The 25,715-nt window shown below is 56.3% G+C and carries 36 protein-coding genes and 2 tRNA genes; 27 read left to right on the top strand and 11 right to left on the bottom strand.

Going from position 1 to position 25,715, the window contains the following annotated elements; translation table 11 throughout:
* Position 1 precedes the first annotated feature (1 nt).
* Both sdhD and sdhC read right to left on the bottom strand, forming a co-directional pair.
* Complete coding sequence (gene sdhD, locus YERSI8AC_RS06910) at positions 2-349, bottom strand: succinate dehydrogenase, hydrophobic membrane anchor protein (protein ID WP_022520469.1); 348 nt, start codon at positions 347-349, stop codon at positions 2-4.
* A complete protein-coding gene (gene sdhC / locus YERSI8AC_RS06905; protein WP_196518187.1) occupies positions 343-720 on the bottom strand; it encodes a succinate dehydrogenase, cytochrome b556 subunit in 378 nt (125 codons plus the stop codon). Before sdhC ends, sdhD begins: the two co-directional genes overlap by 7 nt.
* A gap of 501 nt (positions 721-1,221) precedes the next feature.
* On the opposite strand from sdhC, the gene gltA reads away from it, so the two are divergent.
* On the top strand, positions 1,222-2,508 hold the full coding sequence (gene gltA, locus YERSI8AC_RS06900; RefSeq protein WP_009287293.1) for a citrate synthase: 1,287 nt from the start codon (positions 1,222-1,224) through the stop codon (positions 2,506-2,508).
* 622 nt (positions 2,509-3,130) lie between these two features.
* Here the strand turns inward: gltA and YERSI8AC_RS06895 are convergent.
* The 3 genes from YERSI8AC_RS06895 to gltX all read right to left on the bottom strand — a co-directional run bounded on the left by YERSI8AC_RS06895 (position 3,131) and on the right by gltX (position 4,949).
* A tRNA-Glu gene (locus tag YERSI8AC_RS06895) sits at positions 3,131-3,206 on the bottom strand.
* Between the two features lie 48 nt (positions 3,207-3,254).
* Positions 3,255-3,330: transfer RNA gene (locus tag YERSI8AC_RS06890), tRNA-Ala, on the bottom strand.
* A 134-nt stretch (positions 3,331-3,464) separates the two neighbouring features.
* Positions 3,465-4,949, bottom strand: a complete 1,485-nt coding sequence (gltX, locus tag YERSI8AC_RS06885; protein WP_009287292.1) for a glutamate--tRNA ligase — start codon at positions 4,947-4,949, stop codon at positions 3,465-3,467.
* A gap of 300 nt (positions 4,950-5,249) precedes the next feature.
* Here gltX and YERSI8AC_RS06880 point away from each other — a divergent pair, with 300 nt between their 5' ends.
* Entirely contained in the window at positions 5,250-5,774 is a 525-nt protein-coding gene (locus tag YERSI8AC_RS06880) for a helix-turn-helix domain-containing protein (protein ID WP_027959719.1), read from the top strand.
* 5 nt (positions 5,775-5,779) lie between these two features.
* Here YERSI8AC_RS06880 and YERSI8AC_RS06875 read toward each other — a convergent pair whose 3' ends face one another.
* The gene (locus tag YERSI8AC_RS06875) at positions 5,780-6,376 is read right to left on the bottom strand and encodes a hypothetical protein (protein ID WP_159176414.1); all 597 of its coding nucleotides are present in this window, start codon (positions 6,374-6,376) and stop codon (positions 5,780-5,782) included.
* Between the two features lie 221 nt (positions 6,377-6,597).
* Between YERSI8AC_RS06875 and YERSI8AC_RS06870 the strand changes: the two genes are divergently transcribed.
* Together YERSI8AC_RS06870 and YERSI8AC_RS06865 are read left to right on the top strand one after the other, a co-directional pair.
* Positions 6,598-7,404, top strand: a complete 807-nt coding sequence (locus YERSI8AC_RS06870) for a sulfite exporter TauE/SafE family protein (RefSeq protein WP_159176413.1) — start codon at positions 6,598-6,600, stop codon at positions 7,402-7,404.
* A gap of 1,013 nt (positions 7,405-8,417) precedes the next feature.
* Positions 8,418-8,642: a DUF2188 domain-containing protein gene (locus YERSI8AC_RS06865; protein WP_159176412.1), complete on the top strand. Its 225-nt coding sequence runs from the start codon at positions 8,418-8,420 to the stop codon at positions 8,640-8,642.
* Between the two features lie 47 nt (positions 8,643-8,689).
* Here YERSI8AC_RS06865 and YERSI8AC_RS06860 read toward each other — a convergent pair whose 3' ends face one another.
* The 3 genes from YERSI8AC_RS06860 to YERSI8AC_RS06850 form a co-directional block, all read right to left on the bottom strand.
* Entirely contained in the window at positions 8,690-9,451 is a 762-nt protein-coding gene (locus YERSI8AC_RS06860; RefSeq protein ID WP_159176411.1) for a DNA adenine methylase, read from the bottom strand.
* A 130-nt stretch (positions 9,452-9,581) separates the two neighbouring features.
* The gene (locus YERSI8AC_RS06855; RefSeq protein WP_159176410.1) at positions 9,582-10,625 is read right to left on the bottom strand and encodes a phage portal protein; all 1,044 of its coding nucleotides are present in this window, start codon (positions 10,623-10,625) and stop codon (positions 9,582-9,584) included.
* Complete coding sequence (locus tag YERSI8AC_RS06850; protein WP_159176409.1) at positions 10,622-12,403, bottom strand: terminase large subunit domain-containing protein; 1,782 nt, start codon at positions 12,401-12,403, stop codon at positions 10,622-10,624. The genes YERSI8AC_RS06855 and YERSI8AC_RS06850 overlap by 4 nt, the downstream gene beginning before the upstream one ends.
* Positions 12,404-12,423: 20 nt before the next feature.
* Between YERSI8AC_RS06850 and YERSI8AC_RS06845 the strand changes: the two genes are divergently transcribed.
* The 11 genes from YERSI8AC_RS06845 (at position 12,424) to YERSI8AC_RS06795 (ending at position 18,080) form a co-directional block, all read left to right on the top strand.
* Entirely contained in the window at positions 12,424-13,368 is a 945-nt protein-coding gene (locus YERSI8AC_RS06845) for a GPO family capsid scaffolding protein (protein ID WP_236557264.1), read from the top strand.
* A gap of 15 nt (positions 13,369-13,383) precedes the next feature.
* On the top strand, positions 13,384-14,454 hold the full coding sequence (locus YERSI8AC_RS06840) for a phage major capsid protein, P2 family (protein ID WP_159176408.1): 1,071 nt from the start codon (positions 13,384-13,386) through the stop codon (positions 14,452-14,454).
* Positions 14,451-15,131 (top strand): phage terminase small subunit, encoded by a 681-nt coding sequence (gpM, locus tag YERSI8AC_RS06835; RefSeq protein ID WP_159176407.1) that lies wholly within the window; start codon positions 14,451-14,453, stop codon positions 15,129-15,131. Before YERSI8AC_RS06840 ends, gpM begins: the two co-directional genes overlap by 4 nt.
* A gap of 118 nt (positions 15,132-15,249) precedes the next feature.
* Positions 15,250-15,711, top strand: coding sequence for a head completion/stabilization protein (locus tag YERSI8AC_RS06830; protein ID WP_159176406.1), 462 nt, complete (start codon positions 15,250-15,252; stop codon positions 15,709-15,711).
* Positions 15,708-15,923, top strand: a complete 216-nt coding sequence (locus tag YERSI8AC_RS06825; RefSeq protein ID WP_159176405.1) for a tail protein X — start codon at positions 15,708-15,710, stop codon at positions 15,921-15,923. The genes YERSI8AC_RS06830 and YERSI8AC_RS06825 overlap by 4 nt, the downstream gene beginning before the upstream one ends.
* 7 nt (positions 15,924-15,930) lie before the next feature.
* Positions 15,931-16,137 carry a hypothetical protein gene (locus YERSI8AC_RS06820; protein ID WP_159176404.1) on the top strand — a complete coding sequence of 69 codons (207 nt, stop codon included), beginning with the start codon at positions 15,931-15,933 and terminating at the stop codon, positions 16,135-16,137.
* Positions 16,127-16,612 (top strand): lysozyme, encoded by a 486-nt coding sequence (locus YERSI8AC_RS06815; RefSeq protein ID WP_159176403.1) that lies wholly within the window; start codon positions 16,127-16,129, stop codon positions 16,610-16,612. The genes YERSI8AC_RS06820 and YERSI8AC_RS06815 overlap by 11 nt, the downstream gene beginning before the upstream one ends.
* Complete coding sequence (gene lysB / locus YERSI8AC_RS06810; RefSeq protein WP_159176402.1) at positions 16,609-17,031, top strand: Rz-like lysis system protein LysB; 423 nt, start codon at positions 16,609-16,611, stop codon at positions 17,029-17,031. The genes YERSI8AC_RS06815 and lysB overlap by 4 nt, the downstream gene beginning before the upstream one ends.
* Positions 16,934-17,146 (top strand): Rz1-like lysis system protein LysC, encoded by a 213-nt coding sequence (gene lysC, locus YERSI8AC_RS06805; RefSeq protein ID WP_422822536.1) that lies wholly within the window; start codon positions 16,934-16,936, stop codon positions 17,144-17,146. The genes lysB and lysC overlap by 98 nt, the downstream gene beginning before the upstream one ends.
* Positions 17,143-17,637 (top strand): phage tail protein, encoded by a 495-nt coding sequence (locus tag YERSI8AC_RS06800; protein WP_159176401.1) that lies wholly within the window; start codon positions 17,143-17,145, stop codon positions 17,635-17,637. The genes lysC and YERSI8AC_RS06800 overlap by 4 nt, the downstream gene beginning before the upstream one ends.
* Complete coding sequence (locus tag YERSI8AC_RS06795) at positions 17,634-18,080, top strand: phage virion morphogenesis protein (RefSeq protein WP_159176400.1); 447 nt, start codon at positions 17,634-17,636, stop codon at positions 18,078-18,080. The genes YERSI8AC_RS06800 and YERSI8AC_RS06795 overlap by 4 nt, the downstream gene beginning before the upstream one ends.
* A gap of 18 nt (positions 18,081-18,098) precedes the next feature.
* On the opposite strand, the gene YERSI8AC_RS06790 is transcribed toward YERSI8AC_RS06795, so the two are convergent.
* Positions 18,099-18,659, bottom strand: a complete 561-nt coding sequence (locus tag YERSI8AC_RS06790) for a hypothetical protein (RefSeq protein ID WP_159176399.1) — start codon at positions 18,657-18,659, stop codon at positions 18,099-18,101.
* Between the two features lie 17 nt (positions 18,660-18,676).
* On the opposite strand from YERSI8AC_RS06790, the gene YERSI8AC_RS06785 reads away from it, so the two are divergent.
* The 12 genes from YERSI8AC_RS06785 (at position 18,677) to YERSI8AC_RS06730 (ending at position 24,817) form a co-directional block, all read left to right on the top strand.
* Positions 18,677-19,231: a phage baseplate assembly protein V gene (locus YERSI8AC_RS06785; protein ID WP_201304201.1), complete on the top strand. Its 555-nt coding sequence runs from the start codon at positions 18,677-18,679 to the stop codon at positions 19,229-19,231.
* Positions 19,232-19,257: 26 nt separating this feature from the next.
* A complete protein-coding gene (locus YERSI8AC_RS06780; protein WP_159176398.1) occupies positions 19,258-19,602 on the top strand; it encodes a hypothetical protein in 345 nt (114 codons plus the stop codon).
* Positions 19,603-19,611: 9 nt separating this feature from the next.
* A complete protein-coding gene (locus YERSI8AC_RS06775) occupies positions 19,612-19,887 on the top strand; it encodes a PAAR domain-containing protein (protein WP_159176397.1) in 276 nt (91 codons plus the stop codon).
* Positions 19,888-19,889: 2 nt separating this feature from the next.
* Positions 19,890-20,228, top strand: coding sequence for a GPW/gp25 family protein (locus YERSI8AC_RS06770; protein WP_159176396.1), 339 nt, complete (start codon positions 19,890-19,892; stop codon positions 20,226-20,228).
* The gene (locus YERSI8AC_RS06765; protein ID WP_159176395.1) at positions 20,225-21,124 is read left to right on the top strand and encodes a baseplate assembly protein; all 900 of its coding nucleotides are present in this window, start codon (positions 20,225-20,227) and stop codon (positions 21,122-21,124) included. The genes YERSI8AC_RS06770 and YERSI8AC_RS06765 overlap by 4 nt, the downstream gene beginning before the upstream one ends.
* Complete coding sequence (locus tag YERSI8AC_RS06760; RefSeq protein ID WP_159176394.1) at positions 21,121-22,044, top strand: phage tail protein I; 924 nt, start codon at positions 21,121-21,123, stop codon at positions 22,042-22,044. Before YERSI8AC_RS06765 ends, YERSI8AC_RS06760 begins: the two co-directional genes overlap by 4 nt.
* Entirely contained in the window at positions 22,041-22,568 is a 528-nt protein-coding gene (locus YERSI8AC_RS06755) for a phage tail-collar fiber domain-containing protein (protein ID WP_159176393.1), read from the top strand. The genes YERSI8AC_RS06760 and YERSI8AC_RS06755 overlap by 4 nt, the downstream gene beginning before the upstream one ends.
* Positions 22,565-22,924 (top strand): hypothetical protein, encoded by a 360-nt coding sequence (locus YERSI8AC_RS06750; protein WP_159176392.1) that lies wholly within the window; start codon positions 22,565-22,567, stop codon positions 22,922-22,924. The genes YERSI8AC_RS06755 and YERSI8AC_RS06750 overlap by 4 nt, the downstream gene beginning before the upstream one ends.
* Positions 22,917-23,171, top strand: coding sequence for a hypothetical protein (locus tag YERSI8AC_RS06745; protein WP_159176391.1), 255 nt, complete (start codon positions 22,917-22,919; stop codon positions 23,169-23,171). Before YERSI8AC_RS06750 ends, YERSI8AC_RS06745 begins: the two co-directional genes overlap by 8 nt.
* Positions 23,168-23,542 (top strand): hypothetical protein, encoded by a 375-nt coding sequence (locus YERSI8AC_RS06740; RefSeq protein ID WP_159176390.1) that lies wholly within the window; start codon positions 23,168-23,170, stop codon positions 23,540-23,542. Before YERSI8AC_RS06745 ends, YERSI8AC_RS06740 begins: the two co-directional genes overlap by 4 nt.
* On the top strand, positions 23,539-24,309 hold the full coding sequence (locus YERSI8AC_RS06735) for a hypothetical protein (RefSeq protein ID WP_159176389.1): 771 nt from the start codon (positions 23,539-23,541) through the stop codon (positions 24,307-24,309). Before YERSI8AC_RS06740 ends, YERSI8AC_RS06735 begins: the two co-directional genes overlap by 4 nt.
* Positions 24,310-24,448: 139 nt before the next feature.
* Positions 24,449-24,817 (top strand): hypothetical protein, encoded by a 369-nt coding sequence (locus YERSI8AC_RS06730; RefSeq protein ID WP_159176388.1) that lies wholly within the window; start codon positions 24,449-24,451, stop codon positions 24,815-24,817.
* Between the two features lie 68 nt (positions 24,818-24,885).
* Here the strand turns inward: YERSI8AC_RS06730 and YERSI8AC_RS06725 are convergent, their stop codons facing one another.
* Complete coding sequence (locus YERSI8AC_RS06725) at positions 24,886-25,503, bottom strand: YajG family lipoprotein (protein WP_159176387.1); 618 nt, start codon at positions 25,501-25,503, stop codon at positions 24,886-24,888.
* Between the last annotated feature and the right edge of the window lie 212 nt (positions 25,504-25,715).

Raw genomic sequence — 25,715 nt, 5'->3', positions numbered from 1 at the left:
ATCAAGCTCCCCACAGAATTTGAATGCCCCACACCAAGTACACGAAAATGCCCAAGATGATGACAGCTTGGACACCCACGCGCAGGCGAGTGGACTTGAGATAGTCGGTGGTGACGGTCCACAGACCAATCCAGGCGTGTGCGGCTAAGGCGACGAACGCCAGTAGCGAGAAAATCCGCATCCACGTCTGGCTGAACAGACCGCTCCACGTGTAGTAATCGAGGTTCGGATTAAACAGCAGAAAGGCAACGATAAAGACCGTGTAGAGGGCCAAAATAACAGCAGAAACGCGCTGCATCAGCCAGTCAGAAAGCCCACTACGGCCAAAACTTGTAATGTTAGTTACCATACCCAAACTCCTGCCAGAATAATCAGAACAGCGCTGACCACGACGGTGATCTGCGCTTTTTTAACGCCACCCTCAAGGGTTACCCCAATATCGGCATCCATCAGCAAGTGCTTGATACCTGCTACAAAGTGGAATGCCAGTGCGGATAACAACCCCCAAGCAATCAACTTAGCCAAAAAATTATTGGCCAGTGCATCGCTAACGGCGTCGAAACCCGCAGGAGATGACAAGGACTTGCCCAGCGCCCAAAAAGCGAAAATCAGGCCAACGAACAGGATGACACCCGTGATGCGGTGTGTGATCGACGTCAGCGCCGGCAGTGGGAAATGTATCGTAGTAAGGTCTAGGTTTACGGGTCGTTTGCTATTCACGGCTTTGTACACACTCTCTTGGCCCGCTCTGCGACAGGTCGGGCATGGCCCGAGCGGGCGGTGGTTGCTGGAAGGGGCTCGGCCGTTGCCAAGTCGGGCACGACCACCTACCTGCCGGTCGCGCGCCGTGGATTATAAGAACCTTCGCCCTCTCTTACAAACCGAACTCAGCCCTAACTCGACTATGGTGCAAGAAAATTGTCCGCATCCTGAGTCGATTTTGCGCTGCAGCATGGTTATAGTGACAGTAGATTAGCAATTTGATAAGCCTGTTAACATATCATGTTAGCCTATCGTCAATCTTCTGACGCTTCGCCATAATGTAGGCTTTTTCATCGTATACAAAAACTATTCAAAGCAACAATATTTGTACAACCTGCAGCTAGCGCTTAGGCTAATTGACAAAATGTCGCACACTTCTATAGTGGGCAAGCCTTTTCGCCGGCGCGGTATGCGCAGCAATGACTTTACGTCCCAACCCGAATTCGAAAGGAGGCCAGCATGGCTGACAGGAAAGCGACATTGACGGTAGACGGTCTGGATAAACCGATCGAGCTACCCATGTATTCCGGCACACTTGGCCCCGACGTCATCGACGTACGCGGTTTAGGCGCTGAAGGCCTGTTCACCTACGACCCCGGCTTTATGGCCACTTCTTCCTGCCAGTCTGCCATCACTTATATTGATGGCGGCAAGGGCGTGCTGCTACACCGCGGCTACCCGATTGATCAACTGGCCAAAGAGTCCAATTTCGTAGAAGTGTGCTACACCCTGCTGTTTGGTGAGTTACCCAACGACGAGCAGTACGCGGATTTTGAATCGCGCATTCGCAACCACACCATGGTTCACGATCAGATCAACAACTTCTTTAAAGGGTTCCGCCGCGATGCCCACCCGATGTCTATTTTGTGCGGTGTAGTGGGCGGCTTAGCGGCCTTCTACCACGACCACATGGACATCACTCAAGAGGAAGATCGCGTGATCAGCGCGATCCGCCTGATCGCCAAGATGCCTACCCTGGCGGCAATGTCCCATAAGTATAATGTGGGTCAGCCCTTTAACTACCCGCGCAACGATCTGACCTATGCAGAGAACTTCCTCTACATGATGTTCAGCAACCCTTGCGAAGAGTACAAAATCAACCCGGTATACGCGAAAGCCATGGATCGCATCTTCATGCTGCATGCGGATCACGAGCAGAACGCCTCTACCTCGACTGTACGCTTGGCAGGCTCCACGGGGGCCAACCCATTCGCTTGTATTAGCGCAGGTATCGCGGCACTTTGGGGCCCCGCTCACGGCGGCGCCAACGAAGCCGTGCTGGCTATGCTCGACGAAATCGGTGAAGACTCCGAAGAGAACATCCAGCGCTTTGTTGATAAAGCCAAGGATAAGGACGACCCGTTCAAGCTAATGGGCTTTGGTCACCGCGTGTATCGCAACTTTGACCCGCGCGCCAAGGTAATGAAAGAGACCTGCGACGAAGTACTTGCAGAGCTCGGCATGGCCGACGACCCTCAGCTTAAAATCGCCAAGCGTCTTGAGCAAATTGCCCTAGAAGACGAGTACTTCATCGAGCGGAAGCTGTACCCGAACGTTGATTTCTACTCAGGCATCATTTTGAAAGCCATGGGTATCCCCACCAATATGTTCACCGTGATCTTCGCGGTATCGCGCACTATTGGCTGGATCTCGCATTGGCACGAAATGCTCAGCGAAAGCTACAAAATCGGTCGTCCGCGCCAGCTCTATATTGGCCACGACCAGCGTGACTATCCGAAAAAATAAACCATCCCCGCTTGACAGTACGATCAAAGGCCACCTTCGGGTGGCCTTTTGCGTATGGGCTGATTAACGCTCTGGTTCATAGACCACCAACGCACCACCACATGCGCTCGCGACCATTCACTAACCTACCAGATGCCTTGAGCAAGCTCTCCCCTTAGAGACCACCCCTTGCCCCTTCTGAGCCTAGGACGCTGCGATAGCCGGATGCAACATTGAAGGACGTCAAAAACGCCTAATTCGACTCCATTATCGCTTGACTTTTTTGCTTCTGGATCCTGCTCAAGGTTTTCCACACTATCTGTGGATAACCCTGTTCACAACCACTTCAAAACGTCCCGAAATCGCCATGGGCAGTGGGCCAGCCTTAAATTGGTTATTTTTTAACCTCCTGTAAGTCATTGTTTTTTAAAGACTTAAGTTCTGTTAAAGATTTTTTGCGTCAACAACAAGGGGTTGTGCACAACCTTTAAGCCAGAATCGCAAAAGTGGACAAGTCAAGCACAAAATCGTCCAAAAATTGTCGATTTGTAGCTCTTTTGTGAACAGCGGGAATACAAAAAGCCAGCAAATGAGAAGACTCATTGCCAGAGAAATAAACGATTAGGGAGGGATGCTGAATTAGTGGCGTCCCATAGGGGGTTCGAACCCCTGTTACCGCCGTGAAAGGGCGGTGTCCTAGACCACTAGACGAATGGGACGTATATCGAGCTGCTTCGCGAAAGGTACTGATAACAAGTATTACTAATTGGTGGAGCCTAGCGGGATCGAACCGCTGACCTCAACACTGCCAGTGTTGCGCTCTCCCAGCTGAGCTAAGGCCCCACATGTCGCGAAGACGGAGCGTATAATACTGATTCCGCTGGCCTTCGTCAACAGAAAAAACGCCAATTTCCTAAGGATGAGAAATTGGCGCTAGCGCTATCTCATGCGCGGTTAGCTGATTTTACTAAACTATTTCACGAAGCGATCTCACGAAATTCTTTTTCAAAGCGCTTGGCCTGCTTTTTCGAGACGCCGCCCAATACCTCTATCGCACTACGCAGGCGTGCCCGGGTAACGTCTGAACCCAGAATCGCCATGGCGTCCATCACTGAGGTGCTGGACGCGCTGCCGGTAATGGCAATAAACACCGGCGCCAGAAAGGCTTTCATTTTCAAGTCAAAGTGCTCAGCCAGCGTTTTCACCTCGTTCAACAGCGCCTCTTTATGCCAAGCCGAAACGCCCTCGAATCGCCAAACAAGGAACTGAAGCAGTTTGACCAGCTCCTCTTCCTCGAGCTTCACGCTATCAAACGACGCTTTTGTTAGCGCCGGAAGACCAGAGAAGAAGTGCCCTGCCAACGGCATTACCTGGGAGAGCGTCTCTACCCGTGGTCGCACCTGCGGCAGTATCTGCTTAACGTAAGCTTCATTGAAAGCCCAGTCACGCAGTGCGCTCAACAGTGCATCATCATCCAGGTCTTCACGGATATACACACCGTTTAACCAGGTCAGTTTCTCCAGATCAAATACAGGGCCACCTAACGAGACACGCTGAACGTCAAACTCCGCCATCATCTCTTGTAGACTGAATTTCTCGCGCTCATCAGGCATCGACCACCCCATCCGCCCCAAGTAGTTGGTAACGGCCTGGGGTAAAAAGCCCATCCGACGATAATAATTGATGGAGGTCGGGTTTTTGCGCTTAGAGAGTTTGGATTTATCGGGGTTGCGCAGCAACGGCATGTGACAAAGTTGCGGCATTTGCCAACCAAAATACTCATACAGCAGTTGGTGCTTTGGTGCGGAGTTAATCCACTCTTCCCCACGCAGCACATGGGTGATCGCCATTAGATGATCGTCGACCACATTGGCGAGGTGATAAGTGGGCATGCCGTCTGATTTAAGCAGAATTTGCGCGTCCACCTGCGCCCACTCCACTTCAATCGTACCGCGCAGCATATCGTTGACCACACAAACGCCTTCGGCAGGCACATTCATGCGCACTACATAAGGCCAGCCTTCCTGTTCACGGCGTGCTTGCTCCTGGCTCTCCAATGCTAAGTCAGCAGGCTTCAATGCCAGGTGCAAGCCCGCAGCCTTGCGGGTTTCACGCAGTTCATCAAGCTCTTCACTGGTGCGGTAACACTTAAATGCATGCCCGGCATCCAACAACTGCTGGGCGTATTGAGCATATATATCGCCACGCTCGCTTTGCCGATAAGGGCCGTGGGGGCCGCCAACATCCGGGCCTTCATCCCACTCAAGACCCAGCCAGCGCAGTGAATCGAGAATCATCTGCTCCGACTCAGGAGTAGAGCGCACCCGATCAGTGTCTTCAATACGAAGAATGAATTGGCCACCGTGCTGACGCGCAAAACATAGGTTAAAAAGCGCGATGTAGGCCGTGCCAACGTGGGGGTCTCCTGTGGGAGAAGGTGCAATGCGAGTACGTACGGTCATGAAAACGTCCTATTGGCAAAAATGCATGGCGATATTATACGCACCTTAGGCGCAACCAACAGCGTCGCGCAGGGAACGACTAGCGCAAGAAAGCGTCAGAGAAATTAACTCAACGTTATTTGTCCACTAATGCGCGCTAAAGCACAATCGCTTAGTATGGCACTGCAGCAACATCTTGGGTGCATACCCCAAGCTTGAGATAGACCAATAAAGTATGTTCATAGCTCCACTATCTATATTAGAGAAATTTATAGTGGAAGACATTCAACGAGCTTGTTAGCTCATCATCAGGAAGACGAAATGGAATCGCTAGGCTCACGTATCAAGCAACTGCGGCTTAGGGCCAAGCTCAACAAAGCTGCTCTCGCACGCAAAGTTGGCGTGTCAGATGTCACCATTTCTTATTGGGAATCTGGGGCGATCAAACAGATCGGTCACGAACGCCTTGTGGCGCTCGCTGATGCACTCGACTGCTCCCTGGCAACTCTATTGGAAGGTGATAGCGCCCCCGAGCTATTAACGTTGACCCATACTGGTCCCCTCCCCTGGGAACAGGTACAGGCAACGACCATTAAAGTGCCCAGTCACCTCCCGCTGAACATCGACTGGAAAGCACCGTGCGTAATGGCAACACCCGGCCCAGGTACAGATTTTTCACCCGTTAATGCTGGTGACCTTCTGCTACTCGGGCCAACCCATGTGTTTCACAAAGCGGGCCACTATGTAGTGCAACGCGACGATCGTTTCGTCATTGAGCACTTCGCCAAAGCCCCAAGCGACACATCGATTCATGCAGTACTGCTAGCCCATTGGCATCCTGCCTAAAGCGTCTACCTCCCCGGACTCTCTAGCACCTCCACCTGGTCACGCGTTTGCCTTGGCTCACTCCCCACCAAGAAGCGTCGTGAGTAGGTGGCCACTTGGCCCAGCCCATGGCGGGATTGATTTACCAGCTCTCCCGCCAGGTGCTGGCCCTCGTGGCCAATACGCGCTTGAACGGTTTCCGGCTGCACACTGCCTTCGGAAACCTCAACCTGCACTATATAGCCACCATCGGGTAAGCCACTGCCAGGGCCAAATGGGCCCGCTGCGAACACGCCATTCTCTATACGCGTCCGCTCACGCCAACGCACGCCGCTGATCTCGCGTTCGACAATAATCTGTACCAGCGTTTCATCGGGCAAGTTGCTCTCGCCTTCCACCATTAAACGCCGATCACTGCGCAGCGATACATGCGCCATTATCTCGACGACAAGAGGCGCCACCTCTTCTGCCGCAGCCACGTCTATCTCAGCAGCTGTGGGCTCAGGGGCTGATGTTTGTTCTGCAGTTGATACCGACTCACTCGGCTCGTCTGTTTCGCCACAGCCTACCAGTAGCGCAACGGAGATCATCAACACACCAACACTGCTTAATACATTGCGCATATGCACTCCAAAATATTGCCCCGGAGCCTGTCAGGCTTGACCGATCGTCGCGAAAAGCACACGAATTTGCAGTAGATCAGCATTCAGTCTGACAGGCTCCTAGCAGCTTACCACTGCATAGCCGCCACCACAGTGGAATACTTGTATTGGCCCCGCGACAGGCACCGCTTCAGGTACAATATGCTTATCATGCTAACAAGACACTTTTAGGAGCAGCGGCTTTGGACATCATTTGGTGGTTGGCCTATATAGCACTGGGCGGTTTTGTGGGCTTGATGGCGGGCTTATTGGGGATTGGTGGTGGCGGCATTATGGTGCCAATTCTGACGTCGCTTTTTGTACTCCAAGGCGTGCCCCACGAGCACCTTGCCCACTTGGCTTTAGGTACCGCCATGGCGGCCATCATTCCCGCCTCTACCGCTAGCCTGCTTTCCCACCATCGGCACGGAGCCGTTCGCTGGGACATCGTGCGCTTTATTACCCCTGGCATATTAATCGGCACCTTTTTGGCGACCTTTATCGCTGCGCTGCTGCCCACCCGCGGCCTTGCCATCTTTTTCGCCTGCTTTATGGTGCTAATGTCGCTCCAGATGCTGGCAAACATCAAGCCCAAACCGAGCCGCGGCTTACCCGGCCCTATCGGCCTAAGCGGTGTGGGGTTGGGCATCGGTGGCATTTCCGCGCTCGTTGCTATTGGCGGTGGCTCACTAACAGTGCCCTTCCTCACCTGGTGTAACGTCAAGCTACCCCGCGCAATAGGCACCTCAGCAGCCGTAGGACTCCCTATCGCAGTTGCTGGTGCACTTGGCTACATAATCAACGGATGGTCTATCCAAGGACTGCCCAGTGCAGCGCTCGGCTACGTTTACCTGCCCGCGCTACTGCTCATGGCGCCCTTCAGTATCCTAACGGCTCCCATCGGAGCAAAATTAGCGCATAGGCTGCCCGTCAAACTTCTCAAACGAGTATTCGCGTTTATGCTGATGGGGCTGGCACTGCAGATGGTGTATGCGGTGTTTACTGCTTAAACCCAGGCTTTAGCGTAAGGTCCTTTCTCGGAATGCTAAAATGGGCAGTATATGAGAAACTGCCGTCCTTTTTACGGCGCTTGCGAATCGTTGCCATACTTGCCTCTCAGATGTACCAAATCAAAAGCGGCTCAAGTACCAAATATGTACCAACGAACCATGTAAAACGCCGCTCAACCACTGTAAACATGAACAGTTATGAATGATAACACAACCGCGCAAACCCGCATGAAGTCTGGCATTGCCCGCCCGGAGCTGGATAGAACTTTCTCCGTCGCGCCCATGATGGATTAGATCGAAACCCCGCCGTTAAGCCTCTCGTTAAGAACAAGTACCAAATTTGTGCCAACTAAATAGCGCTTTTGTTCTGTTTCCCTTTTGCGTACAGATACGCTATTGACGCGCGTGCGTGCGCATCATGCGTAGGGGTACGTCAGAATGTTTGGGGGTCTCGGAAAAAGGTAATAAAGGTAACCAATCTCGAAAAAGCACCATAAGCTACTGAAATATATATAATTAAAACAGTCGTTCAAAAGGTAATAAAAAGGTGATCAATAGGTAACCACATTACCTTTTAAATAGGTAAATTCTTGTTTTTATAAATCCTAATATTTTCAGGTACTTACTTTAAGATTACCTTTTAGGTCACCTTTTATTACCTTTTAGAGGTAATCTTAAAAATAAGTAAAAACAGGTGCTTATAGACGAAAAACGGCCAAATTACCTAGATTACCTTTTTCCGAGACCCCCATGCTTTCTGAGAGATTACCCCCGCGGCCTCCTTGTCCGGGTGTACTCCATTAAATTCGCAAGATTCCGCATGAGAAAGCCCCCCTGTAAAAGGGTCATAAAGCCCAGTACCTGCGCGGCTTGGTAGCTAGTGCATGGGTGCATAAAAACACACAGGTTTAGCGCGCAGGCGGGGCGGGGAGTCGACGGCGCGCCGCGGGTGAGCACGGCTGGTTTTTATGGTCTAGGGTGTTAAGTGTAAGACTCAACAAGAAGGGGGATTCGTGGATAACTATCACCTCACAAAAGATGGCGACGACTGGAAGTTACAGAAGGAAGGCAGCGAGCGTGCCATCAAAAGGTCAGGCACCAAAGCTGATGCTATGGAGCATATGAAGGGCTATATGGATGGCAGAGAAGGCTCCGTTAAAATCCATAAAGAAGATGGAAAATTTCAGGAGGAGCGAACCTACCCACGTAGCTCAGACCCTCACAAAACCAAAGGATAAGAGATAGCCGCCCTCATTGGGGCGGCTTGTTGGTTTAGTCTATAAGACTAGCGATTGCCGATGATCAACTCGCCGCGTGGCTCGGTTGCCTGCTGTCCTACCGTGTATCGAATTTCGGTTGTCTGGATGGTTAGCCCTTTGAAGGCATCACGCATCTCTGGCGTGTCGTTGACGCTAATGATGAACTGCCCCTGCCCTGTTCTGGCTAGCTCGCCCATCCGGTAGTACTCCTTGAGCGGAAAGTCACAGCCGTAGCCGGCTGTTCCCCAGTAAGGTGGGTCGAGATAGAAGAGTGTCCCTTCCCGATCGTAGCGTTTGATGCACTCCGCCCAGTCCAGATGCTCCACCAACGTACGAGCCAGGCGCAGGTGTGCGGCGCTGAGATCTTCCTCTATGCGCAGCAGGTTCATACGGGGTGGTGAAACCGCAGAGGTGCCAAACGTCTGGCCGCTGACCTTGCCGCCGAAGGCAAGCTTTTGCAGGTAGAAGAACCGCGCCGCCCGCTGGATATCCGTTAGGTGGCGTGGGTCGATCTCTTTCTGAGTGAGGTACTCTTCCCGGCTAATCAGCCCCCAGCGGAACTGCTTCACCAACTCATCCGGGTGGTGTTTAACAACGCGATAGAGGTTAACCAACTCTCCATGGGCGTCGTTGATCACTTCCACCTTGCTAGGTGCTTTCATAAAGAAGAGCGCTGCGCCGCCGCAGAAAGGCTCCACGTAGGCAGTGTGCGGTTTGAATAGCGGTAAGATTTGTTTGGCCAAGCGTCGCTTGCCGCCCATCCAGGGCAATATCGGTCGATTCATCATCCATGATACCTGTTCATATATACAGTATTGATATACAGTAGTCGGTATCGCTTGCGGGGCCGGGACGCTCCCACTGTTTTCATGGATGAAACGAGCGATGTGCGCCTGGTCATGCCAGGCGCTTTTTTATTTATGGGTCTAGCGAATACTCCCTAAACCGAATCACCTCTTCCCCCAACACATCGTTGATCTCACTGAACACAGCCTGCACCGGCTCTAGCTCATTTGTAACAAACACCTTGGCAGCCTTCTCCACGTCGCCAAACCCTCCGGTGTTGTTGGGGATGATGCCCATCAATTGCGGGGGGATGCGGTGGCCTGCTAACTGGTCATCGCGGGTGATGTTCTTGATCGCTTCGAAGTCATCCTTGGCGGCCACCTCGCTGATCGGGATGATCTGGATGCCGTCTTTTTTGCCGTTGGGGCTGTAAAGGAACAGGTTGCGGAAGTTGCCCACGCCCTTCGACTCCTTCAGTGCTGTACGCATAGCATCGATGTCGGTCATATCGTGGGCTGGATCTGAGACGTACATCACAAATCCCGCGTGGGAGCCATTCAGGTAATACTTACGCCGAAACAGCGTGGCGTTCTCGTTGAGGTAGATCGACTGCAGCGCGCCCAGGTAATCCGGCACGCCATACACCTCCTGGTTTATATCTGGTTCCAGCAGGTGGATGATGCTGCCCTCGTCAAATTCGCTGCGCTCCGACCAGTTAGGCACCCAGAAGTAGCGGTCGAGATCCGCGCCGCGGCGAACGTACTTAGCCCGCGCTGGCTTCAATGCCAGCAGCCTGGCCAAGCGTCCATAGATCCGCTCCAAGTAACAGTTACCAAACACAAAGTAATCGGTGGCCAGCGCGCTAAACGCCTGGCGGCTGAGCAGAGGATGGGGAATAAACGAACGCACCAGGATATTGCGTTTCACCTGAATGGCGGAGCCATGGTGCGCCGTGGAGCGGTAGGTCTGGGCCAGCGCCGGAAAATCCACCGGCGGCTCGTACCACTCATTGCCCAACATCCAGCAACCGGTGTAGAAAAAATCATAGCCATCGATCACCGGCGTCGGCTCGCCAAAGCTAAACGCCTCCGCCTTGGCAGGCGCGGCTGTCGAGCCCGCTTCATTCACATCGTAGGCGGGCACGCGTACCCGCGGCTTTGCTGCCGCTTCGCTCATCCGTACATCTCCATTAGGGAACGGCCCGTGCCGTGATCGACCGGGCCATCAAGTGGCTCATTGTGTAAGGCGTGCATGGTCGCCCACGCCAGGTCAGCGTGGCCGGTCTGGTTATTGCGCCCAGCGGTATAGGTCATATGGCGTCCGGAGGCCGTCATCTCCCGGCGGATCGCCATAAACGACTGTGCGAGATCCACCCAGCCTGCATCGAATTCAAGACGCCCCTTATTGATGATTTGCTGCGCCTGCATGACCAAGCGCGACTTCATTTCTGGGGTATAGCGGTAGCGGGTCACGGTGGGGAAGAACTTCGCCACTAGCTGGGCCACAGCTTCACCGAGGCCCGAGGTATCGATGCCGATAAAGGTCACGTTATAGCGGTGGGTCACGCTGCGGATAAACTCCGCCTGGGCCTCATAGTCGCGGCCCTTCAAACGGTGGCGTTCCAAAATGCGGTGTTTGCTATCGCTAGTTTTCGGCGGTGCCACCACTACCAGGCCAGCCCCATCGCCATCTTCACCATCACCGGCCGGGTCGTAACCGATCCATACCGGATGCTCGCCATAGGGTCGCGGCGCGAAGGGTTTCAGATCCCGCCAGGCATCCCAGCTATCCACCATGCAGCGCTGCATCATCGCTAGCGGGAAGGCACTTTGCGTGTCATCCACAAACTCGCACATCAGCAGGTTCTTGAAGGCGTCGGGGCTATATTTGCGACGCAGCTTGTCAATATCGAGAAGGATGTCACCACCACGCGCCACGGCATCTTCGACGGTCACGATTTGCCGCCAATGATCATCTTCACAGCGTCGACCACCGGACAAGGCACCGTGGGACACGTCAATTTTGATATGGTCAGCTTTGGGACGACCCACGTTGAAGTGGCTGCCCGTCCAGAACGGGTATGCTTCATGGGTGACCGAAGAGGGCGTGGAGAAATAGGTCTCTCTCCACTGCTTCTGCATCGCCATCCCCGAAGTCACCTGCTGGAATTGTTCGAAGCCGTGAATCCAGAAGTATTCGTCCAGGTAGGTGTCGCCGTGGTAGCCCTGCGCTGTTTTGGCGTTGGTACCCAAAAAGTGCAGCTCGGCGCCGTTGGCGAGAATGATGGGATCGCCCTTCAGCTCAACGCCGGTCGTTTCGAAAACAAAGCGCACGATGTAATTTCTGAAGATATGCGCCTGCGCTTTGCTCGCTGACATGAATATCTTGTTGCGCCCCGTCTCCAGGGCGTCAGCGATCGCTTCTCGAGCGAAGTACCAGGTCGCCCCGATCTGGCGACTTTTCAGAATATTGCGGATGGCTTCGGTTTCTTTCGCCCGGTACCAATCGCGTTGATAGTCGAGCAGTGAGGCCTCGAACGCCTCGACAATCTGAATCACACCCTCATCACCCACATCGTTACGGGCGGGCTTCTTCTTCGGCCCCTCGTTACGGCGCTCGATATTGGGGTTAAGGTCGCTCTCCTTCCCGCTGCCCTGGTACTTATGCACCCTAGCTAACCGCTCGATCTGGCGGCCCAGCAGGTCGATCTCCTTAAAATCCTTGCCCTCTTTTTGTTCCTTCCAAATCAACTGCACCAGGCGCGCTTCCAGCGCCCCCTCTACCCGCTGAGTCGGCGTTGCCTCTTCCCAGCCATCGCGTTTCTTCCACGAATCGATGGTCGCCCTGGGGATATCCAGGAACTCGGCAATGCGCGCAATCCGCCACCCCATCCAATAGAGATGGCGAGCAGAGAGGCGGTGATGATCTTCGTCGATATGGGCTAGCGGTGTCATGACGCCAGCGTACCTGCCGCATGACAACCCGACGTCTCCCCTACTTTGTCTTGCCTCACTGGCACAACGCGCAAGCGTTGAGTCAAACGCGCGACACGCGGAACCTGACGGCAGATAACGCCCAACACACCAACAGAGGCCCGCCCATGCCCTGGCACCGCATTGCAAAAGAAGGCGCAACCACCGATGGCCGCACCATCAGCGCCGAATGGCTCACCCAAATGGCCGCCAATTTCGACCCCGCCAAATACGGCTGCCGGGTCAATATGGAACACATCAAAGGCCTGCTGCCGGAAGGCCCCTTCAAAGCCTACGGCGACGTGACCGCGCTCAAAACCGAAGCGGACGACGACGGCAAGCTCGGCCTATACGCCGAGATCGACCCGACCGATGAACTCAAGGCCATGGTCGAGAAACGTCAGAAGATCTACACCTCCATGGAGATCGATCTCGACTTTGCCGACAGCGGCGAAGCCTATCTAGTCGGCTTGGCGGTCACCGACCACCCCGCCTCGCTGGGTACGTCCATGCTCAAGTTCAGCGCGGATCAAGGTAAGGACTCCCCATTGGCCGCCCGCAAGCAGCGTCCGGAAAACCTCTTCTCTGAAGCTATCGAAACCGAGCTCTCATTCAGCGAAGAAGAGGAACAGGAAGAGAAAGGCCCGTCACTGGCCGAGCGCGTCAAAGCGCTGTTCAAAAAGCAGGATGCCAAAACAGAAGCTGGCTTCGCTGCCTTCCGCGCCGATCTGGAAGAGACCCTCGGCCTGTTCGTGGAAAAACACCAGGCACTCAGTGAAGCGCTTAAAAAGCGTCCCACCCAGGCCGCCTTCAATGAGCTCAAAAGCGCCCACGACACGCTGAAAAAAGAGTTCGACGCGCTCTATACCCAGCTCGACAACACCCCCAACCGCCCGTCGCGCACGCCTGCCACCGGCAACGACGGCACCATCGAAACCGACTGCTAAGAGACGCCCACGCCCATGCGCAACGATACCCGCACGCACTTCAACAACTTCGCCGCCCAGGTAGCGAAGCTTAACGGCGTCCCGGACGCCACTCAGAAATTCGCCGTCGACCCCACCATCCAGCAGCGGCTGGAGAAGCGTATCCAGGAGTCCAGCGACTTCCTCTCGCGCATCAACATCGTTGGCGTCGATGAACTGAAAGGCGAAAAACTCGCCCTGGGTGTTACCGGCCCCATCGCCGCCCGCACCAACGTCAATAACCAGGATCGCAAAACCCGCGACCTCACCACGCTGGATGCCCAGGGCTACGAGTGCCGAATGACCGAATTCGACACCCACCTGGGTTACGCCAAGCTGGATGCCTGGGCCAAGTTCCCCAACTTCCAAGCCATGGTGCGCGATGTCATCGTTCGCCAACAGGCGCTGGATCGCATGATGATCGGCTTCAACGGCACCTCCGCCGCTACCCAAACCGACCCGATCGCCAACCCTTACCTGCAAGACGTCAACATCGGCTGGCTGCAGCAGTACCGTACCCACTCTTCTCAGCGCGTAATGAAAGACGGCAAAACCAACGGCAAAGTTCTCATCGACCCGACGACCGAGAAAAATGCTGCTGACGAAACGGTACTCAAAGGGGATTACGCCACGCTGGACGCACTGGTGTACGACGTCATCAGTAGCCTAATCGCTCCCTGGTTCCGCCGCCTGCCTGGCCTGGTGGTCATCCTCGGCCGCAATCTCATGGCCGATAAATACTTCCCGTTACTCAACCAGCTACCGCCCAGCGAGCAACTCGCTGCCGACCTGGTCATCAGCCAGAAGCGAATCGGCGGGCTGCAAGGCATGGATGTGCCCTTCTTCCCCGATAACGCGCTCATGGTCACCACCCTGGATAACCTCTCGGTCTACTGGCAGAACGGTGCTCGCCGCCGCTTCGTCACCGAAAACCCCAAGCGCAACCGCGTAGAGAACTACGAATCTTCCAACGACGCCTATGTGGTGGAAGAGTTTGGTGCGGGCTGCCTGGTGGAAAACATCGAACTCTCTGAAGCCGCTCGAAACGGTATCAAGGAGAAGTCATGACCAGCCCAGCCCGCCGCCACTTTGAACGCGTCAGCGCTGCTCAGGCAGCCGCTGACGCGGGGGAAGCACCCATGCAGGGCGAAGCCTTCGAACTCATGCAAGCCGCGCTGTTTGAAGACTACCGCCTGCTGAAATCCACCCAATCTATGGAGCGCAAGGCCGAGATCAAGCGCGAGATCCTGCCCAAGTACGCTGACTACATCACCGGCGTGCTGGAAGCCGGGCAAGGCGCCCAGGACGACGTACTGATGCGCGTCATGCTCTGGCGAATCGATGCCGGCGACCTCGCCGGTGCCATTGCGATCGCCAAGTACGCCATCAAACACGGCCTCACCCCGCCGGATCAATTCGAGCGCGGTACCGCCGCCATCATCGCCGAGGAAGTCGCCGATCAGGCCCTTAAGTTGCTGGACGATGACAACACCAACACCACCGAGTTGCTCGCCCAGTTGGAGGAAGTCGAGCAGCTCACCGGCGATGCGGATATGCACGATCAGATTCGCGCCAAGCTTCACAAAGCCCTGGGTTACGCCCAGCGCGCCAATGCCCAGCTGGAAGCCGCCCAGACCAACCTGGAGCGCGCCCTGTCACTTAACGACCGCATTGGCGTGAAGAAAGACCTGGAACGCCTGGAGCGAGAAATTAAACAGAACGCTGCCGCAAAGCCTACGGGTTAGCGGCCAACCGAGTCGACCGCCGACGTCAGGGGGCGCGACGTGAGAGCAAAGCGGTAACGCTCATGCTCAAACGCCGCCCACCCCCTTCTTAACCCAGTAGGTAACAAAGGTCGCCAACATGCTAGCTCACGGCACCAATCCCCCCAGCCCCACGCTGGAAACCATCATCAACAACGGCTTCTGGCCGGATATCGACCCCAACGACTTCCGCGAAGAGGAGCGGGTTACCAACGTCACGCCGCCGCGCATCCGCCAATCCCTGCGCGCCGCCGTGGCCGATGTTAACCGCCAGCTAGCGGACTACCAGCACGCCCACCAAAAGGCGGGGCGCATGGCCTGGGATGCCATCCCACCTGAGCCTTGGCAATCCCCCGGCGATATCCAGCTGCTCTACCTGCGCGCCGTGTACGCCCAGGCCCAAGCCGATTTGCATGAACGATACCGCGACGCCTCCGCCACCGGCGAAGGCAAGAAGCGCGGCGAAACAATGGACATTGCCGCCGACGACTACCGCGCCGATGCCCGCTGGGCCATCGCTGAATTAGTTGGCCGCCGCCACACCACGGTCGAGCTGATATGAAGCGCGTGGCCCACGCCCACCAGGGCGAAACGCTGGATGCCCTGCTTTACCGCGTCTACGGCAAAACCGCCGATATCACCGAGCAGGCGCTGCAGCTAAACCCCCACCTGGTGAATCAGGGGCCAGTGCTGCACGAAGGCACGCCGGTCACGCTGCCGCCACCACCGGAAGCACGCGACACCACCCAACCGCCACTCCAGCTTTGGAACTGAGGAGCTCATGAGCCAACCGTATGAAATCACCACCGAGAGCGTCAAAGTCGCCCCGCCGGCCATTGTCTCCCTGCTGCATATGGGCGGCATGACACCGGCCGACTGGGTCACGGTGTTAACGCTGCTCTACCTGGCGCTGCAAATCGGCCTGCTGCTGCCGCGCTACCTAAAACGCATCCGAAACTACCTAGTGGAGCGCCGCCGTGAGTCTTAAACGCCGCCTTGCCATTGGCGCAACGGCGGGCGCGCTCAGCATCGCCACCGCCGTGGTCTCCTACTACGAAGGCTACCAACCCACCGCCTACCGCGACCCGGTCGGTGTGGCCACCATTTGCTATGGCCACACCGCCACGGCACGCATGGGGCAAACGCTTAGCCAGGAACGCTGCACTCAGCTTCTGCAGGCGGATCTTGGCCACGCCTTTGCAGCCGTGGATCGACGCGCCCAGGTGGATCTTCCGCCACCCACCCGCGCCGCGCTGGCCTCGTTTGTTTACAACGTGGGGGAAGGCGCCTTTGCCCGCTCCACCCTGCTTCGCAAACTTAACGCCGGGGATCTAAGCGGCGCCTGCCAAGAGCTAAGCCGCTGGGTATACGCCGGGGGTAGAAAGCTAAACGGCCTGGTCAAGCGCCGCGCCACGGAACGCGAATTGTGCTTGAAAGGCATTCAAGAGGAAGCCACCCCATGAACCGCCTGCTAGCCGCCCTGGCCATTTTGCTGCTGGTGGTGCTGGTCACCTGGGCGCTTTGGCAGCGCAGCACCGCCGCGGACGCCCGCGCCGATCTCGCCGAACAGCAGCTGGCCGCATCCCAAAAGCGTGAGCAGGAAGGCCTGGTGATTATTGACGCGCTCTGGGAAAACGCCCGCCGTCTGGAAGCCCAACGCCGCGCCCTGGCAGAACAGCAGGCCGCGCTTAGCCATACCGCCGCCAACCGCCTGGCCACCATTGAGGAACTCCACCGTGAAAACGCCACGCTACGCAATTGGGCCAACACTCGCCTGCCTAGCGCTGTTATCCGGCTGCGCAAGCGCCCCGCCGTCACCGGTGCCCGTGATTACGATCAATCAGTGCGCGACGCCCAGCCCCTGCAGCCTGCCCGCGAGTAACCCGCACACCAACGGTGAACTGCACCTGCAGCTGGAACGCACCGAAGCCGCCTGGGCACAGTGCGCCGCCGAAGTGGATGCCATCATTATTTGCCACAGCGAAGCCAACGAATGATCAAGCTCCAAGCCCTACGCCAACACATTCTCAACGCGGTACCGGAACTGGCCAGAAACCCCGAGCAGCTCCACACCTTCGTGAACGACGGCAAGATCAAGTTCGCCAGGGGGCAGAACCTGAGCCACCAATACACCGTCGACGCCCAGATCGTTATCACCGACTACAGCGGCTCACTCGATACCGTCATGGTGCCATTGCTCCAGTGGCTCAACAGTTACCAGCCGGATCTTGATCCTGACGAAGCCGTCCAGCTCGAAGCCGAGATCCTCAATAACACCAGCTGGGATTTAGCCATTACCGTGCGCTTAACTGAGCGCGTCGTCGCCAAGGTGAACTGTGAAACCGGCCGCATAGACTCAGAACACCGCATGCCGGAATACCCCATTGACGCCTGCCCGTCGAAAAGCTGGCAGCTGTATGTCAAAGGCCCAAGCGATGCCGAACACGTACTTAAAAGCGAATGGCAAAGCCCTGGTGGCGGCACATGAGTGACGACCTTCAACAGCTGGAAAGCTGGCTAACGCCGCTAATCAATAAACTCAGCCCCAAAGAACGCCGCGTGCTGGCAAGGGAAGTCGCGCGGGATCTGCGCATTGCCAACCGCAACCGCATCAAGGCTCAAACCAACCCCGACGGCACGCCCTATGAACCCCGCACCCAACTACGCGGCCGCAGCGGAGCCATCCGCCGCAAAGCGATGTTCACCAAGCTGCGCACCGCTAAATACCTCAAGATCAAAACCAACGTCGACGAAGCCGCCGTGGGCTTTATGGGCCGCATCAACCGCATCGCCCGCGTTCACCACTACGGCCTGCGCGACCGCGTCGAGAAAGGCGGCCCACAACACCAATACGCACGCCGGGAGTTGGTGGGTATCACGGCGACTGACCGCGAACGTATAGGGGACAAAGTGCTTAAGCACATCACTTGACGAATTTTTTTCTAAGGATTAATCGTATCGATGAGTTTTGTAGTAGTTGTCATGAAAATACGAAGATTTCATGGGTTTTAAAGCCCAATGGAATCTAGCGCCCCGGCGAATACCGATGACAAAATTGATTTTATCTTCGCTGTAATGGTGGTGAGTGAACTTTCTCCTTTCAAATTGTTTATTCCACAAAGGCGCTGTACCAAAGCGCTCACCAAATTTCTGCAATATTGCTGCTTCACAATCGAGATAAGTTCTTGGCTGGTTTTTAACTCTAGGAGTGGCTACGCATATCTCGAAACAGTTATCACCAATGAGTTCTATTAGTTTGTTTGCCCAACTTCTATGCTTAGATATTCGCGCTCCAACACTGCCCTCACCTACGTATATAGTCGGAGACTCTCCACCTGGGTAACTAATCGCAAATCTTCCTGCTAAGCGAATTACATACACACTTCGATTTAGATAGTTTTCATTTGCTCCGGCTTCAATAAGCCGTGGTTGAATATCTTGTTTCCATGAATGACTAGGTAGCCATTCAACACACGTCCAACTTAAAGGCACTGTAATAGTGCTTTTCATAATTGCCCCCTGTTTTTTTGTCCGACATTGTAAACCTTCATCCGCACAACGCCCACCGCTACCCTTCCGCGCGTAACGCCACCACCATTAGCGGCATGACTAACGCCGCCGAACTACTTCGCCTGATACATAACCTGATCCGCATCGGCACCATCGCCGAGGTGGATCACGGCAATCCCGATGCAGACCCGCCGGTACCGCCCCGCGTGCGGGTAGACATTGGCGATATGAAAACCGGCTGGCTGCGCTGGATCGAAAGCCGCGCTGGCACCACACGCACCTGGTGCCCGCCAACGGTCGATGAACAGGTCATCGTTATTTCCCCCGGTGGGGATCTCAATGCAGGCGTAGTGCTAACGGGCCTATTTCGCAGCCTTCACCCCGCCCCCAGCGATAACGGCGACCACTTCCACGCGGTGATGCCCGACGGCGCAGTGATCGACTACCACCACGTTGAGCATCATTTGAAGGTCGACATTCCTGGCGACATCACCATCAACGCCACCGGTGAGATCCGCATTACCGCCAGCGGCGATATGCACCTCAAAGGCCGCAACATTTATGAAAACTGAGTTGATAAAAACGAAGGGGCCGCGCTATGGGCGTTAAAACCAGCGATGAAAACGCTATCGACTACACCGACGACTTCGCGCAAATGATCGCCGTCGGCGAGCAGATCCGTGAAGAACTCACGCTGATTCGTGAAGCGCTCTATGCCGGTAAGCAAGCAGGCGGCGATTCACTGGCCACCAGCCAACACGCCATTGCCCAGGCCATTGAGCACATCCGGCAGCGGGCCAGCCAAGAGCAGCTGGGCATTTTCACGCGCCCCATCACGAAAGGCGATGGCGGCCTAAGCCGCGCCGCCATGATCAACGCGCTCAAACAGTCAGACCAACTCGACAACGTGCGCCAGGAAATGGCGGCCCCCACGCCGCTATAGGAGAACACCATGCCCGCTGCTACCCGAGTCGGCGACATCTGCACAGGCCACGGCTCATGCTCCCCACGGCCGTCGGTGTCAGGATCGCCCAATGTGTTTGTGAACAGCATTCCCAGCCACCGCGTGGCCGATGCCTGGGCGCGTCACTGCTCCCATGAATCCGTGTTAGCAGCGGGCTCCAAAACGGTATTCGTGAACGGCCGCCCCAAGGGACGTGTCGGTGATCCGGTCGCGTGTGGCTCATTAGTGGCCACCGGCTCCAATAACGTTTTTGTTGGAGGCTAACCATGGCAGGCATGCGCACATCAAACGGCCAACTTGTTAGCGGGCTCGCCCATATCCAACAAAGCATCCGCGACATCCTCACCACGCCCATCGGCACCCGCGTGATGCGTAGGGAGTACGGCTCACTGCTGCCGGAACTGATCGACCAGCCGCTAAACGACACCACCTTGCTACAAGCCTACGCTGCCAGCGTGATGGCCATTACCCGCTGGGAGCCCCGCGTGCGCGTGCTGCGCGTTAACCGGCAAGTGGATGCCAGCCAGCACGGCCGCGCCATGCTGGAGATCGACGCCCAAACCCACGATGGCCAGCGCTTTCACGTTGAGGTGCCGTTTACATGAGCACACCCATCGATCTCTCCCAGATCACCCCGCCGGATGTGATCGAGCCGTTGGACTTTGAAGCGCTGCTCAGTGAGCGCAAAGCGCGCCTGATCGAGCTTACCCCCAGCGATGAACGGGAAGCCCTGGCCACCACCCTGGCGCTGGAAAGCGAACCGCTCACCAAGCTGCTGCAGGAAAACGCCTATCGCGAACTGCTACTGCGCGAACGCATTAACGACGCCGCCCGCGCCGTCATGCTTGCCTATGCCGCCGGTGGGGATCTCGACCAGATGGGCGCTAATTTCCAGGTCACCCGCTTAATGCTCGACCCCGGCGACCCCAACGCCGTGCCGCCGGTACCGCCCACCTATGAACACGACCGCGACTTTCGCGCCCGTATTCAGCTCGCTTTCGAAGGACTATCCGTGGCTGGCCCCATCGGCGCCTATCAATTCCACGCCGCCGCTGCACATCCCGATGTCCGCGACGTGGCCGTGGAAAGCCCCGAACCGGTGGATGTGGTGCTCACCGTGCTATCCCGTAAGAACGATGGCATCGCCACACCTGCATTGCTCGATACCGTGCGCGACTACCTGGAATCCTTCCGGCCGCTGACCGATCGGCTCACCCTGCAGCCCGCCGAGCGCACCGACTACACCATCAATGCCACGCTGACCCTGCGCCCCGGCCCCGATGCGGAACTGGTGATCGAGGAAGCCCGCCGGGAGCTAAACACCTACACCGATGCCCGCTACAAGCTCGGCACCTGGGTGACCCGTTCAGGCATTAGCGCCGCGCTCACCGTGCAAGGGGTGGAAAACGTCACCCTCCACGGCTGGCAGGATCTGCGCAGCCAACCCAGCCAGGCACCGCGCTGCACCGCGATTCATATCGCCACGGAGCGGCTGCCATGATGCACCTGTTACCGCCCAACCGTAGCCCACTGGAAGCCCGCGTTGCTGCCTCGCACCCGCTGGCCCTGCCGGTACCGCTGCGCACACTCTGGAACCCGGCCACCTGCCCGGCAGAACTGCTGCCGTTCTTGGCCTGGGCATTTTCGGTGGATGTCTGGGAAGCCGACTGGCCAGAGGCCACCAAGCGCGCCGTGATCGCCGAAAGCTTTGCCGTGCACCGCATCAAAGGCACCCGCTTAGCGGTGGAAAAAGCCCTGGCCGCCATGGGTATCAAGGTCACGCTCACCGAATGGTTTGAGCAGCAGCCCACGACCCGCCCCGGCACCTTCCGCGCGCGGCTGCACCTTAACGACAACCGCGAGGTGGCCGACCAGCTCAGCGGCACGTTTTACCAGCAGATTCACCACGCAATTCAAAGCGCCAAGAACCTGCGCAGCCACTACGATTTTTCGCTTTCCGCCCAGTTCGGCCCCAACCGCATTGGCGTGGCCAGCGCCCAGAGTGCCGCCGGTTTAGCCCGCAACGATGCCCGCCCGACCCAACCGCCACTCGAATTGGCGACGGGCATGGTAACGGTGAGCACCCTGCAGCCCGCTTCGTTTTCGCGTGCGGCTACGCACCCAGTTCAACCACCGCTGGAGATCGCTGGCGGAATGGCTGTTACAGCAGCGCATGAGGCCTGTTCCTTTACTCGACGCAAGGCACAGGTAGCAACGGACGCCACGCTCTCACCGGCGCGGCTCGCCATTATCAGTGCCTATCGCGGGCTGGCCGTCACTCGTCGGCTTATGGCCAACGCCCCCGATACCGACCTGCCCGATGCTGTGGCCCAAGCCAATCTCCCGGCGGCTTCGCTGTTAGTCGCCGGTGCCTGTCGCGGATTCGCCGTTACTCATCACACCATGGAGAGCACCACATGACAGCTCTTGTACCCGTTATTACCACGGCGGGCCTCGCCGCCGTATTCAATGCCGAGAGCGATGGCCTCGCCGCGCGTATTACGCATATCGCCATCGGTAACAACGCCCGCAATCCCGACAAGAACGAATTCAAGCTGGTCAACGAACGCAGGCGCGTCAGCATCGCCGATGGCCAACGCGTCAGCCCCCACCAAATTCACCTCACCGGCGTAGTGGATGGCGATGGCCCCGAGTTCTGGGTGCATGAAGTGGGGTTCTTTCTGGAAGACGGTACCCTGCTCGCCGTCTGGTCTGATTCCCAGCCGCTAGCCTACATCTCCAACGCGGTACCGCTGCTGCTGGCGTTCGACCTGCGCCTTGACGCCCTGCCCGCCGAATCCGTCACTGTGGAAAGCACCGGCGCGAACCTCTCGCTGGCGGCATGGGGCGAGCAGTACACCGCCAACGCGGCGGCTATCGTCAGCAATATGGCCCGGCAAGTGGATCTTCTCTTCCGCGTGCAAGAGTTAGAGAAACGCCCATGAGTACCCAGGCCCCCACGATCAGCATGGTGGCCGGTACCACCTACCGCTTTAGCGCGGCGTGGGCCAGTGAAGACGCGGCTGCTACCCCGGTGGATCTCACCGGCTGCGAAGCCACGTTCGTGGTGGCCACGACTCAGGGCACACCGCTGCTTAGCTGTGAAACCGATAACGGCATAGAGCTGGCACCCAGCGAAGGCGGCATCAACGTGCATATCCGACCCGAGCAAACAGCGGGCGCCGTATCGCCGGAGTGGTCGGGCGCCCGTTACGAGCTGCGCATCACCTTCCCATCCGGTGATGTATACAGCCTGCTGCGTGGCCACTTCCAACTAACCCCGGGGGTGCTCCATGGCTAACGCCACCCGCTTAACTATCACCATGCCCGCGCGCTCGGTCACGGTTCGGTTGCCCGCGCCGCAACGCTTTCAGGTCATCAGCCACGGCACCCAAGGCCCGCCCGGCACCCTCTCGCCGGAGATCCTCGCCCAAGTGGATGAAGCCCGCCACGCCACACAGCAGCTCGGCAGCATGATGGCCGCGCTCACCGACGCCATTAGCTACCACGGCGGCATGATCGCCGCCCAGGAGGACGCCACCCCATGAGCTTTGATGAAAACCTCATCGCCCTGCGCCAAGCCGTCGCCCACACCCTGGGGGTGATCGACGGCAAGCTGCGCAATAAGGCCAACAAAGCCGACGTGCCCACCATCGAGCAGATCGACCAGCGTTTCAGTGCGCTGGCCGGTAGCGCGCCGGAAACCCTGGACACTCTCGCCGAGCTCGCCGAAGCCCTGGGCAACAACCCCAACTTCGCTACCACCATCACCGAAGAGCTGGCCAAGAAGGCTGCCAAAACGCAGGTAACCGAGTTGGAAAACCAGTTCGGCGAAGCCCTTACCGCCTTAACCGACGCCTTCACCCAAGGCGCCGCCAATATCCAAAACAGCACCACCAATGAACAGGAGGCCACATGAGCCTAGAAAGCCAAATCACCGCGCTGGTTAGCGCCGCCAATAAACTGACCAGCGAAGTCGCTAAAAAGATGAAGGGCATTGACACAAAGGTTGATCAAACAGCGGTAGATATTATCGACCGTATCGCAGGAAGCCGTGTTTTTAGCTTCTTTGTTGATAGTGAAAATGGCAACGACGAAAACAAAGGAGACTCAGCCGCTCCACTTCAAACGCTAAAGAGAGCGATGAGCTTGTGCCCTGCAGGCTCAACGGTTGAAATTTTCGTCGCATCAAGCCAGTTGCACACCCTTGAGGACAACGCAGTTTGTCGTGCTCAGCAGTTGATTATTTCTTCTTGGACTCGAAATGCTGTAGAAGAAAATTATTACATAGACACAACTACACCAATAGTACGTATTGGAACCCGTTTTAACTTTCACGGAAACTCTATCGGTTTTGGAAACTACCGCAGAAGTATTGTATTAGAGCTGATAGGGCAGCCGGACTTCCAGTTTTTCGGGACTGCTTCTTTTATCTCATACGGCGCTAAAGTGATCATAGATAAGAGCACTCTGAGCCTCCCTGTATTAGGCAGCGGGAACAACACGCGCATGCCTGTAAAAGTGTCATTGATGTTTTCCGATATCGAGCCGCGTAGAGGTTACCTCTCAAATAACGAGGTTATCTTGAGTGTGCGCGAGGTCACCGGCTTTTCTTATGCCGATGAAATCGTTATGGGCGCATCTGACAGCAGCGTTTTGACAACCATGCCGATCTCAGCTTCTTGATTTTAAGCTAGAAAATATAGGATTGATTATGCAAATCTCAATGACACATAACGGCAAAAAATATACATGCTTTTCGCTGGACTCATTGCTTAGTGCTGGCGTCCCAAATGCAGCCATACTAAGCGCCTGCAAAGAGGTATTGAGCACTCGCATCGACACCGCCGCAGGCAACGCCCGCGCCGCCTTCGTCAGCCCCGGCAGCTACATCGACCAGGAGTACCTGCTGGCCAAGCAAGAGGCTGGAGAATGGTTGGCGAACGGCAAGGATGAAACGGCCATCCCCTCCAGCGTCAGCGACCACATGGCCATGTTTGGGGTCAGTGCCGAAGCTGCCGCTCAAGAGATCGTGGCCACCGCTGAAGCGTGGGAAACCGCCCTGCGCGATATCCGTAACCTACGCCTGGGTGGTAAAGCAGCGGTGCAACGCGCCGATACCATCGAAGCCGCAGAAGAGGCGGCCCAACAAACCATCGAGCAGCTCAACCGCTACCGACCGCCAGAAGCGTAACACCTGCCCTAAACGAACGAAGCCCGCCAATGTTGGCGGGCTTCACACTTCGGAGCTAGAACGATACGTTACCTAATGCCACTGACATGGCTATCGCTTAGCAAAGCATCCATAAACAGCGGATCATCAAACAGCTCATCGAGCGTTTCTTCAATCGCCAATTCTACAGGTCTGGCTAGGTTAGACGCAGACTGGTACATCAGGCCTTTATGTTCTGGGGCAACGGATATTTCTCTGCTGAACAGCACCTCATCGGCTTCTGACATCACCTCTAGCTGAATCGTAGACTTACCTACCGCCTTGCCTGTAAAGAAGGTGTCTATCAGGTGTAAGTTCGAGTACAGCTCGGTGATATCGCCTTGAATAATGACAGAAGCATCACCGTCTAACCCAAACCCTCTGGCTAACAACTCCTGCTCGATGGCAGCTTTCACGGCTTCTTCTACTGGCTCCTCACTATGAATCGACGCCATCGGAAAGCCCCAGCTGTGTCGTTTATGACTGATACGGCGTTGATCCTCACGCGCATCCTCAACCACAACATTGACCGCGACCTGCGAAGCACCCTCAACAGGGGTAACGTCTGGTTGCGGTTCATAGGCCAGCTTATGAGACTCAGGTACGGCCGCACAGCCGTGCAACAGCGCTAATCCAGCCAACAACCCGATAATTTTCAAGCACTTCATGTGTTCCCCTTACAGCATCATTTTTTAGTTTTGAGGCTTAGTTTGCCGGGAAACCTTAAAGGTAAATTATGGTTAGTCAACTGATTTTGAGCTCCACGGCGTGTCGGACGATTGAGGGAACCGAGTCAGCAAAGCAAGCCATCTATCAGCTTTTATGCTTACTCCTCAATTACGGCTACATTGACACACCCAATTTCGAAAACATGGCTAGT

This window comes from Halomonas sp. 113 (genome assembly GCF_904067645.1).
Classification (GTDB): Bacteria; Pseudomonadota; Gammaproteobacteria; order Pseudomonadales; family Halomonadaceae; genus Vreelandella; species Vreelandella titanicae.
The sequence above is the reverse complement of the archived record's forward strand: the minus strand, read 5'-3'. Positions and strand labels throughout refer to the sequence as shown.

Bases quoted from the DNA above. Each gene is read 5' to 3' on its own strand.
- sdhD (WP_022520469.1), bottom strand. From the start codon at position 349: ATGGTAACTAACATTACAAGTTTTGGCCGTAGTGGGCTTTCTGACTGG.
- gltA (WP_009287293.1), top strand. From the start codon at position 1,222: ATGGCTGACAGGAAAGCGACATTGACGGTAGACGGTCTGGATAAACCG.
- gltX (WP_009287292.1), bottom strand. From the start codon at position 4,949: ATGACCGTACGTACTCGCATTGCACCTTCTCCCACAGGAGACCCCCAC.
- YERSI8AC_RS06880 (WP_027959719.1), top strand. From the start codon at position 5,250: ATGGAATCGCTAGGCTCACGTATCAAGCAACTGCGGCTTAGGGCCAAG.
- YERSI8AC_RS06875 (WP_159176414.1), bottom strand. From the start codon at position 6,376: ATGCGCAATGTATTAAGCAGTGTTGGTGTGTTGATGATCTCCGTTGCG.
- YERSI8AC_RS06860 (WP_159176411.1), bottom strand. From the start codon at position 9,451: ATGATGAATCGACCGATATTGCCCTGGATGGGCGGCAAGCGACGCTTG.
- YERSI8AC_RS06855 (WP_159176410.1), bottom strand. From the start codon at position 10,625: ATGAGCGAAGCGGCAGCAAAGCCGCGGGTACGCGTGCCCGCCTACGAT.
- YERSI8AC_RS06850 (WP_159176409.1), bottom strand. From the start codon at position 12,403: ATGACACCGCTAGCCCATATCGACGAAGATCATCACCGCCTCTCTGCT.
- YERSI8AC_RS06845 (WP_236557264.1), top strand. From the start codon at position 12,424: ATGACAACCCGACGTCTCCCCTACTTTGTCTTGCCTCACTGGCACAAC.
- YERSI8AC_RS06840 (WP_159176408.1), top strand. From the start codon at position 13,384: ATGCGCAACGATACCCGCACGCACTTCAACAACTTCGCCGCCCAGGTA.
- gpM (WP_159176407.1), top strand. From the start codon at position 14,451: ATGACCAGCCCAGCCCGCCGCCACTTTGAACGCGTCAGCGCTGCTCAG.
- YERSI8AC_RS06830 (WP_159176406.1), top strand. From the start codon at position 15,250: ATGCTAGCTCACGGCACCAATCCCCCCAGCCCCACGCTGGAAACCATC.
- YERSI8AC_RS06825 (WP_159176405.1), top strand. From the start codon at position 15,708: ATGAAGCGCGTGGCCCACGCCCACCAGGGCGAAACGCTGGATGCCCTG.
- YERSI8AC_RS06820 (WP_159176404.1), top strand. From the start codon at position 15,931: ATGAGCCAACCGTATGAAATCACCACCGAGAGCGTCAAAGTCGCCCCG.
- lysB (WP_159176402.1), top strand. From the start codon at position 16,609: ATGAACCGCCTGCTAGCCGCCCTGGCCATTTTGCTGCTGGTGGTGCTG.
- YERSI8AC_RS06800 (WP_159176401.1), top strand. From the start codon at position 17,143: ATGATCAAGCTCCAAGCCCTACGCCAACACATTCTCAACGCGGTACCG.
- YERSI8AC_RS06795 (WP_159176400.1), top strand. From the start codon at position 17,634: ATGAGTGACGACCTTCAACAGCTGGAAAGCTGGCTAACGCCGCTAATC.
- YERSI8AC_RS06790 (WP_159176399.1), bottom strand. From the start codon at position 18,659: ATGAAAAGCACTATTACAGTGCCTTTAAGTTGGACGTGTGTTGAATGG.
- YERSI8AC_RS06780 (WP_159176398.1), top strand. From the start codon at position 19,258: ATGGGCGTTAAAACCAGCGATGAAAACGCTATCGACTACACCGACGAC.
- YERSI8AC_RS06775 (WP_159176397.1), top strand. From the start codon at position 19,612: ATGCCCGCTGCTACCCGAGTCGGCGACATCTGCACAGGCCACGGCTCA.
- YERSI8AC_RS06770 (WP_159176396.1), top strand. From the start codon at position 19,890: ATGGCAGGCATGCGCACATCAAACGGCCAACTTGTTAGCGGGCTCGCC.
- YERSI8AC_RS06765 (WP_159176395.1), top strand. From the start codon at position 20,225: ATGAGCACACCCATCGATCTCTCCCAGATCACCCCGCCGGATGTGATC.
- YERSI8AC_RS06760 (WP_159176394.1), top strand. From the start codon at position 21,121: ATGATGCACCTGTTACCGCCCAACCGTAGCCCACTGGAAGCCCGCGTT.
- YERSI8AC_RS06755 (WP_159176393.1), top strand. From the start codon at position 22,041: ATGACAGCTCTTGTACCCGTTATTACCACGGCGGGCCTCGCCGCCGTA.
- YERSI8AC_RS06750 (WP_159176392.1), top strand. From the start codon at position 22,565: ATGAGTACCCAGGCCCCCACGATCAGCATGGTGGCCGGTACCACCTAC.
- YERSI8AC_RS06745 (WP_159176391.1), top strand. From the start codon at position 22,917: ATGGCTAACGCCACCCGCTTAACTATCACCATGCCCGCGCGCTCGGTC.
- YERSI8AC_RS06740 (WP_159176390.1), top strand. From the start codon at position 23,168: ATGAGCTTTGATGAAAACCTCATCGCCCTGCGCCAAGCCGTCGCCCAC.
- YERSI8AC_RS06735 (WP_159176389.1), top strand. From the start codon at position 23,539: ATGAGCCTAGAAAGCCAAATCACCGCGCTGGTTAGCGCCGCCAATAAA.
- YERSI8AC_RS06725 (WP_159176387.1), bottom strand. From the start codon at position 25,503: ATGAAGTGCTTGAAAATTATCGGGTTGTTGGCTGGATTAGCGCTGTTG.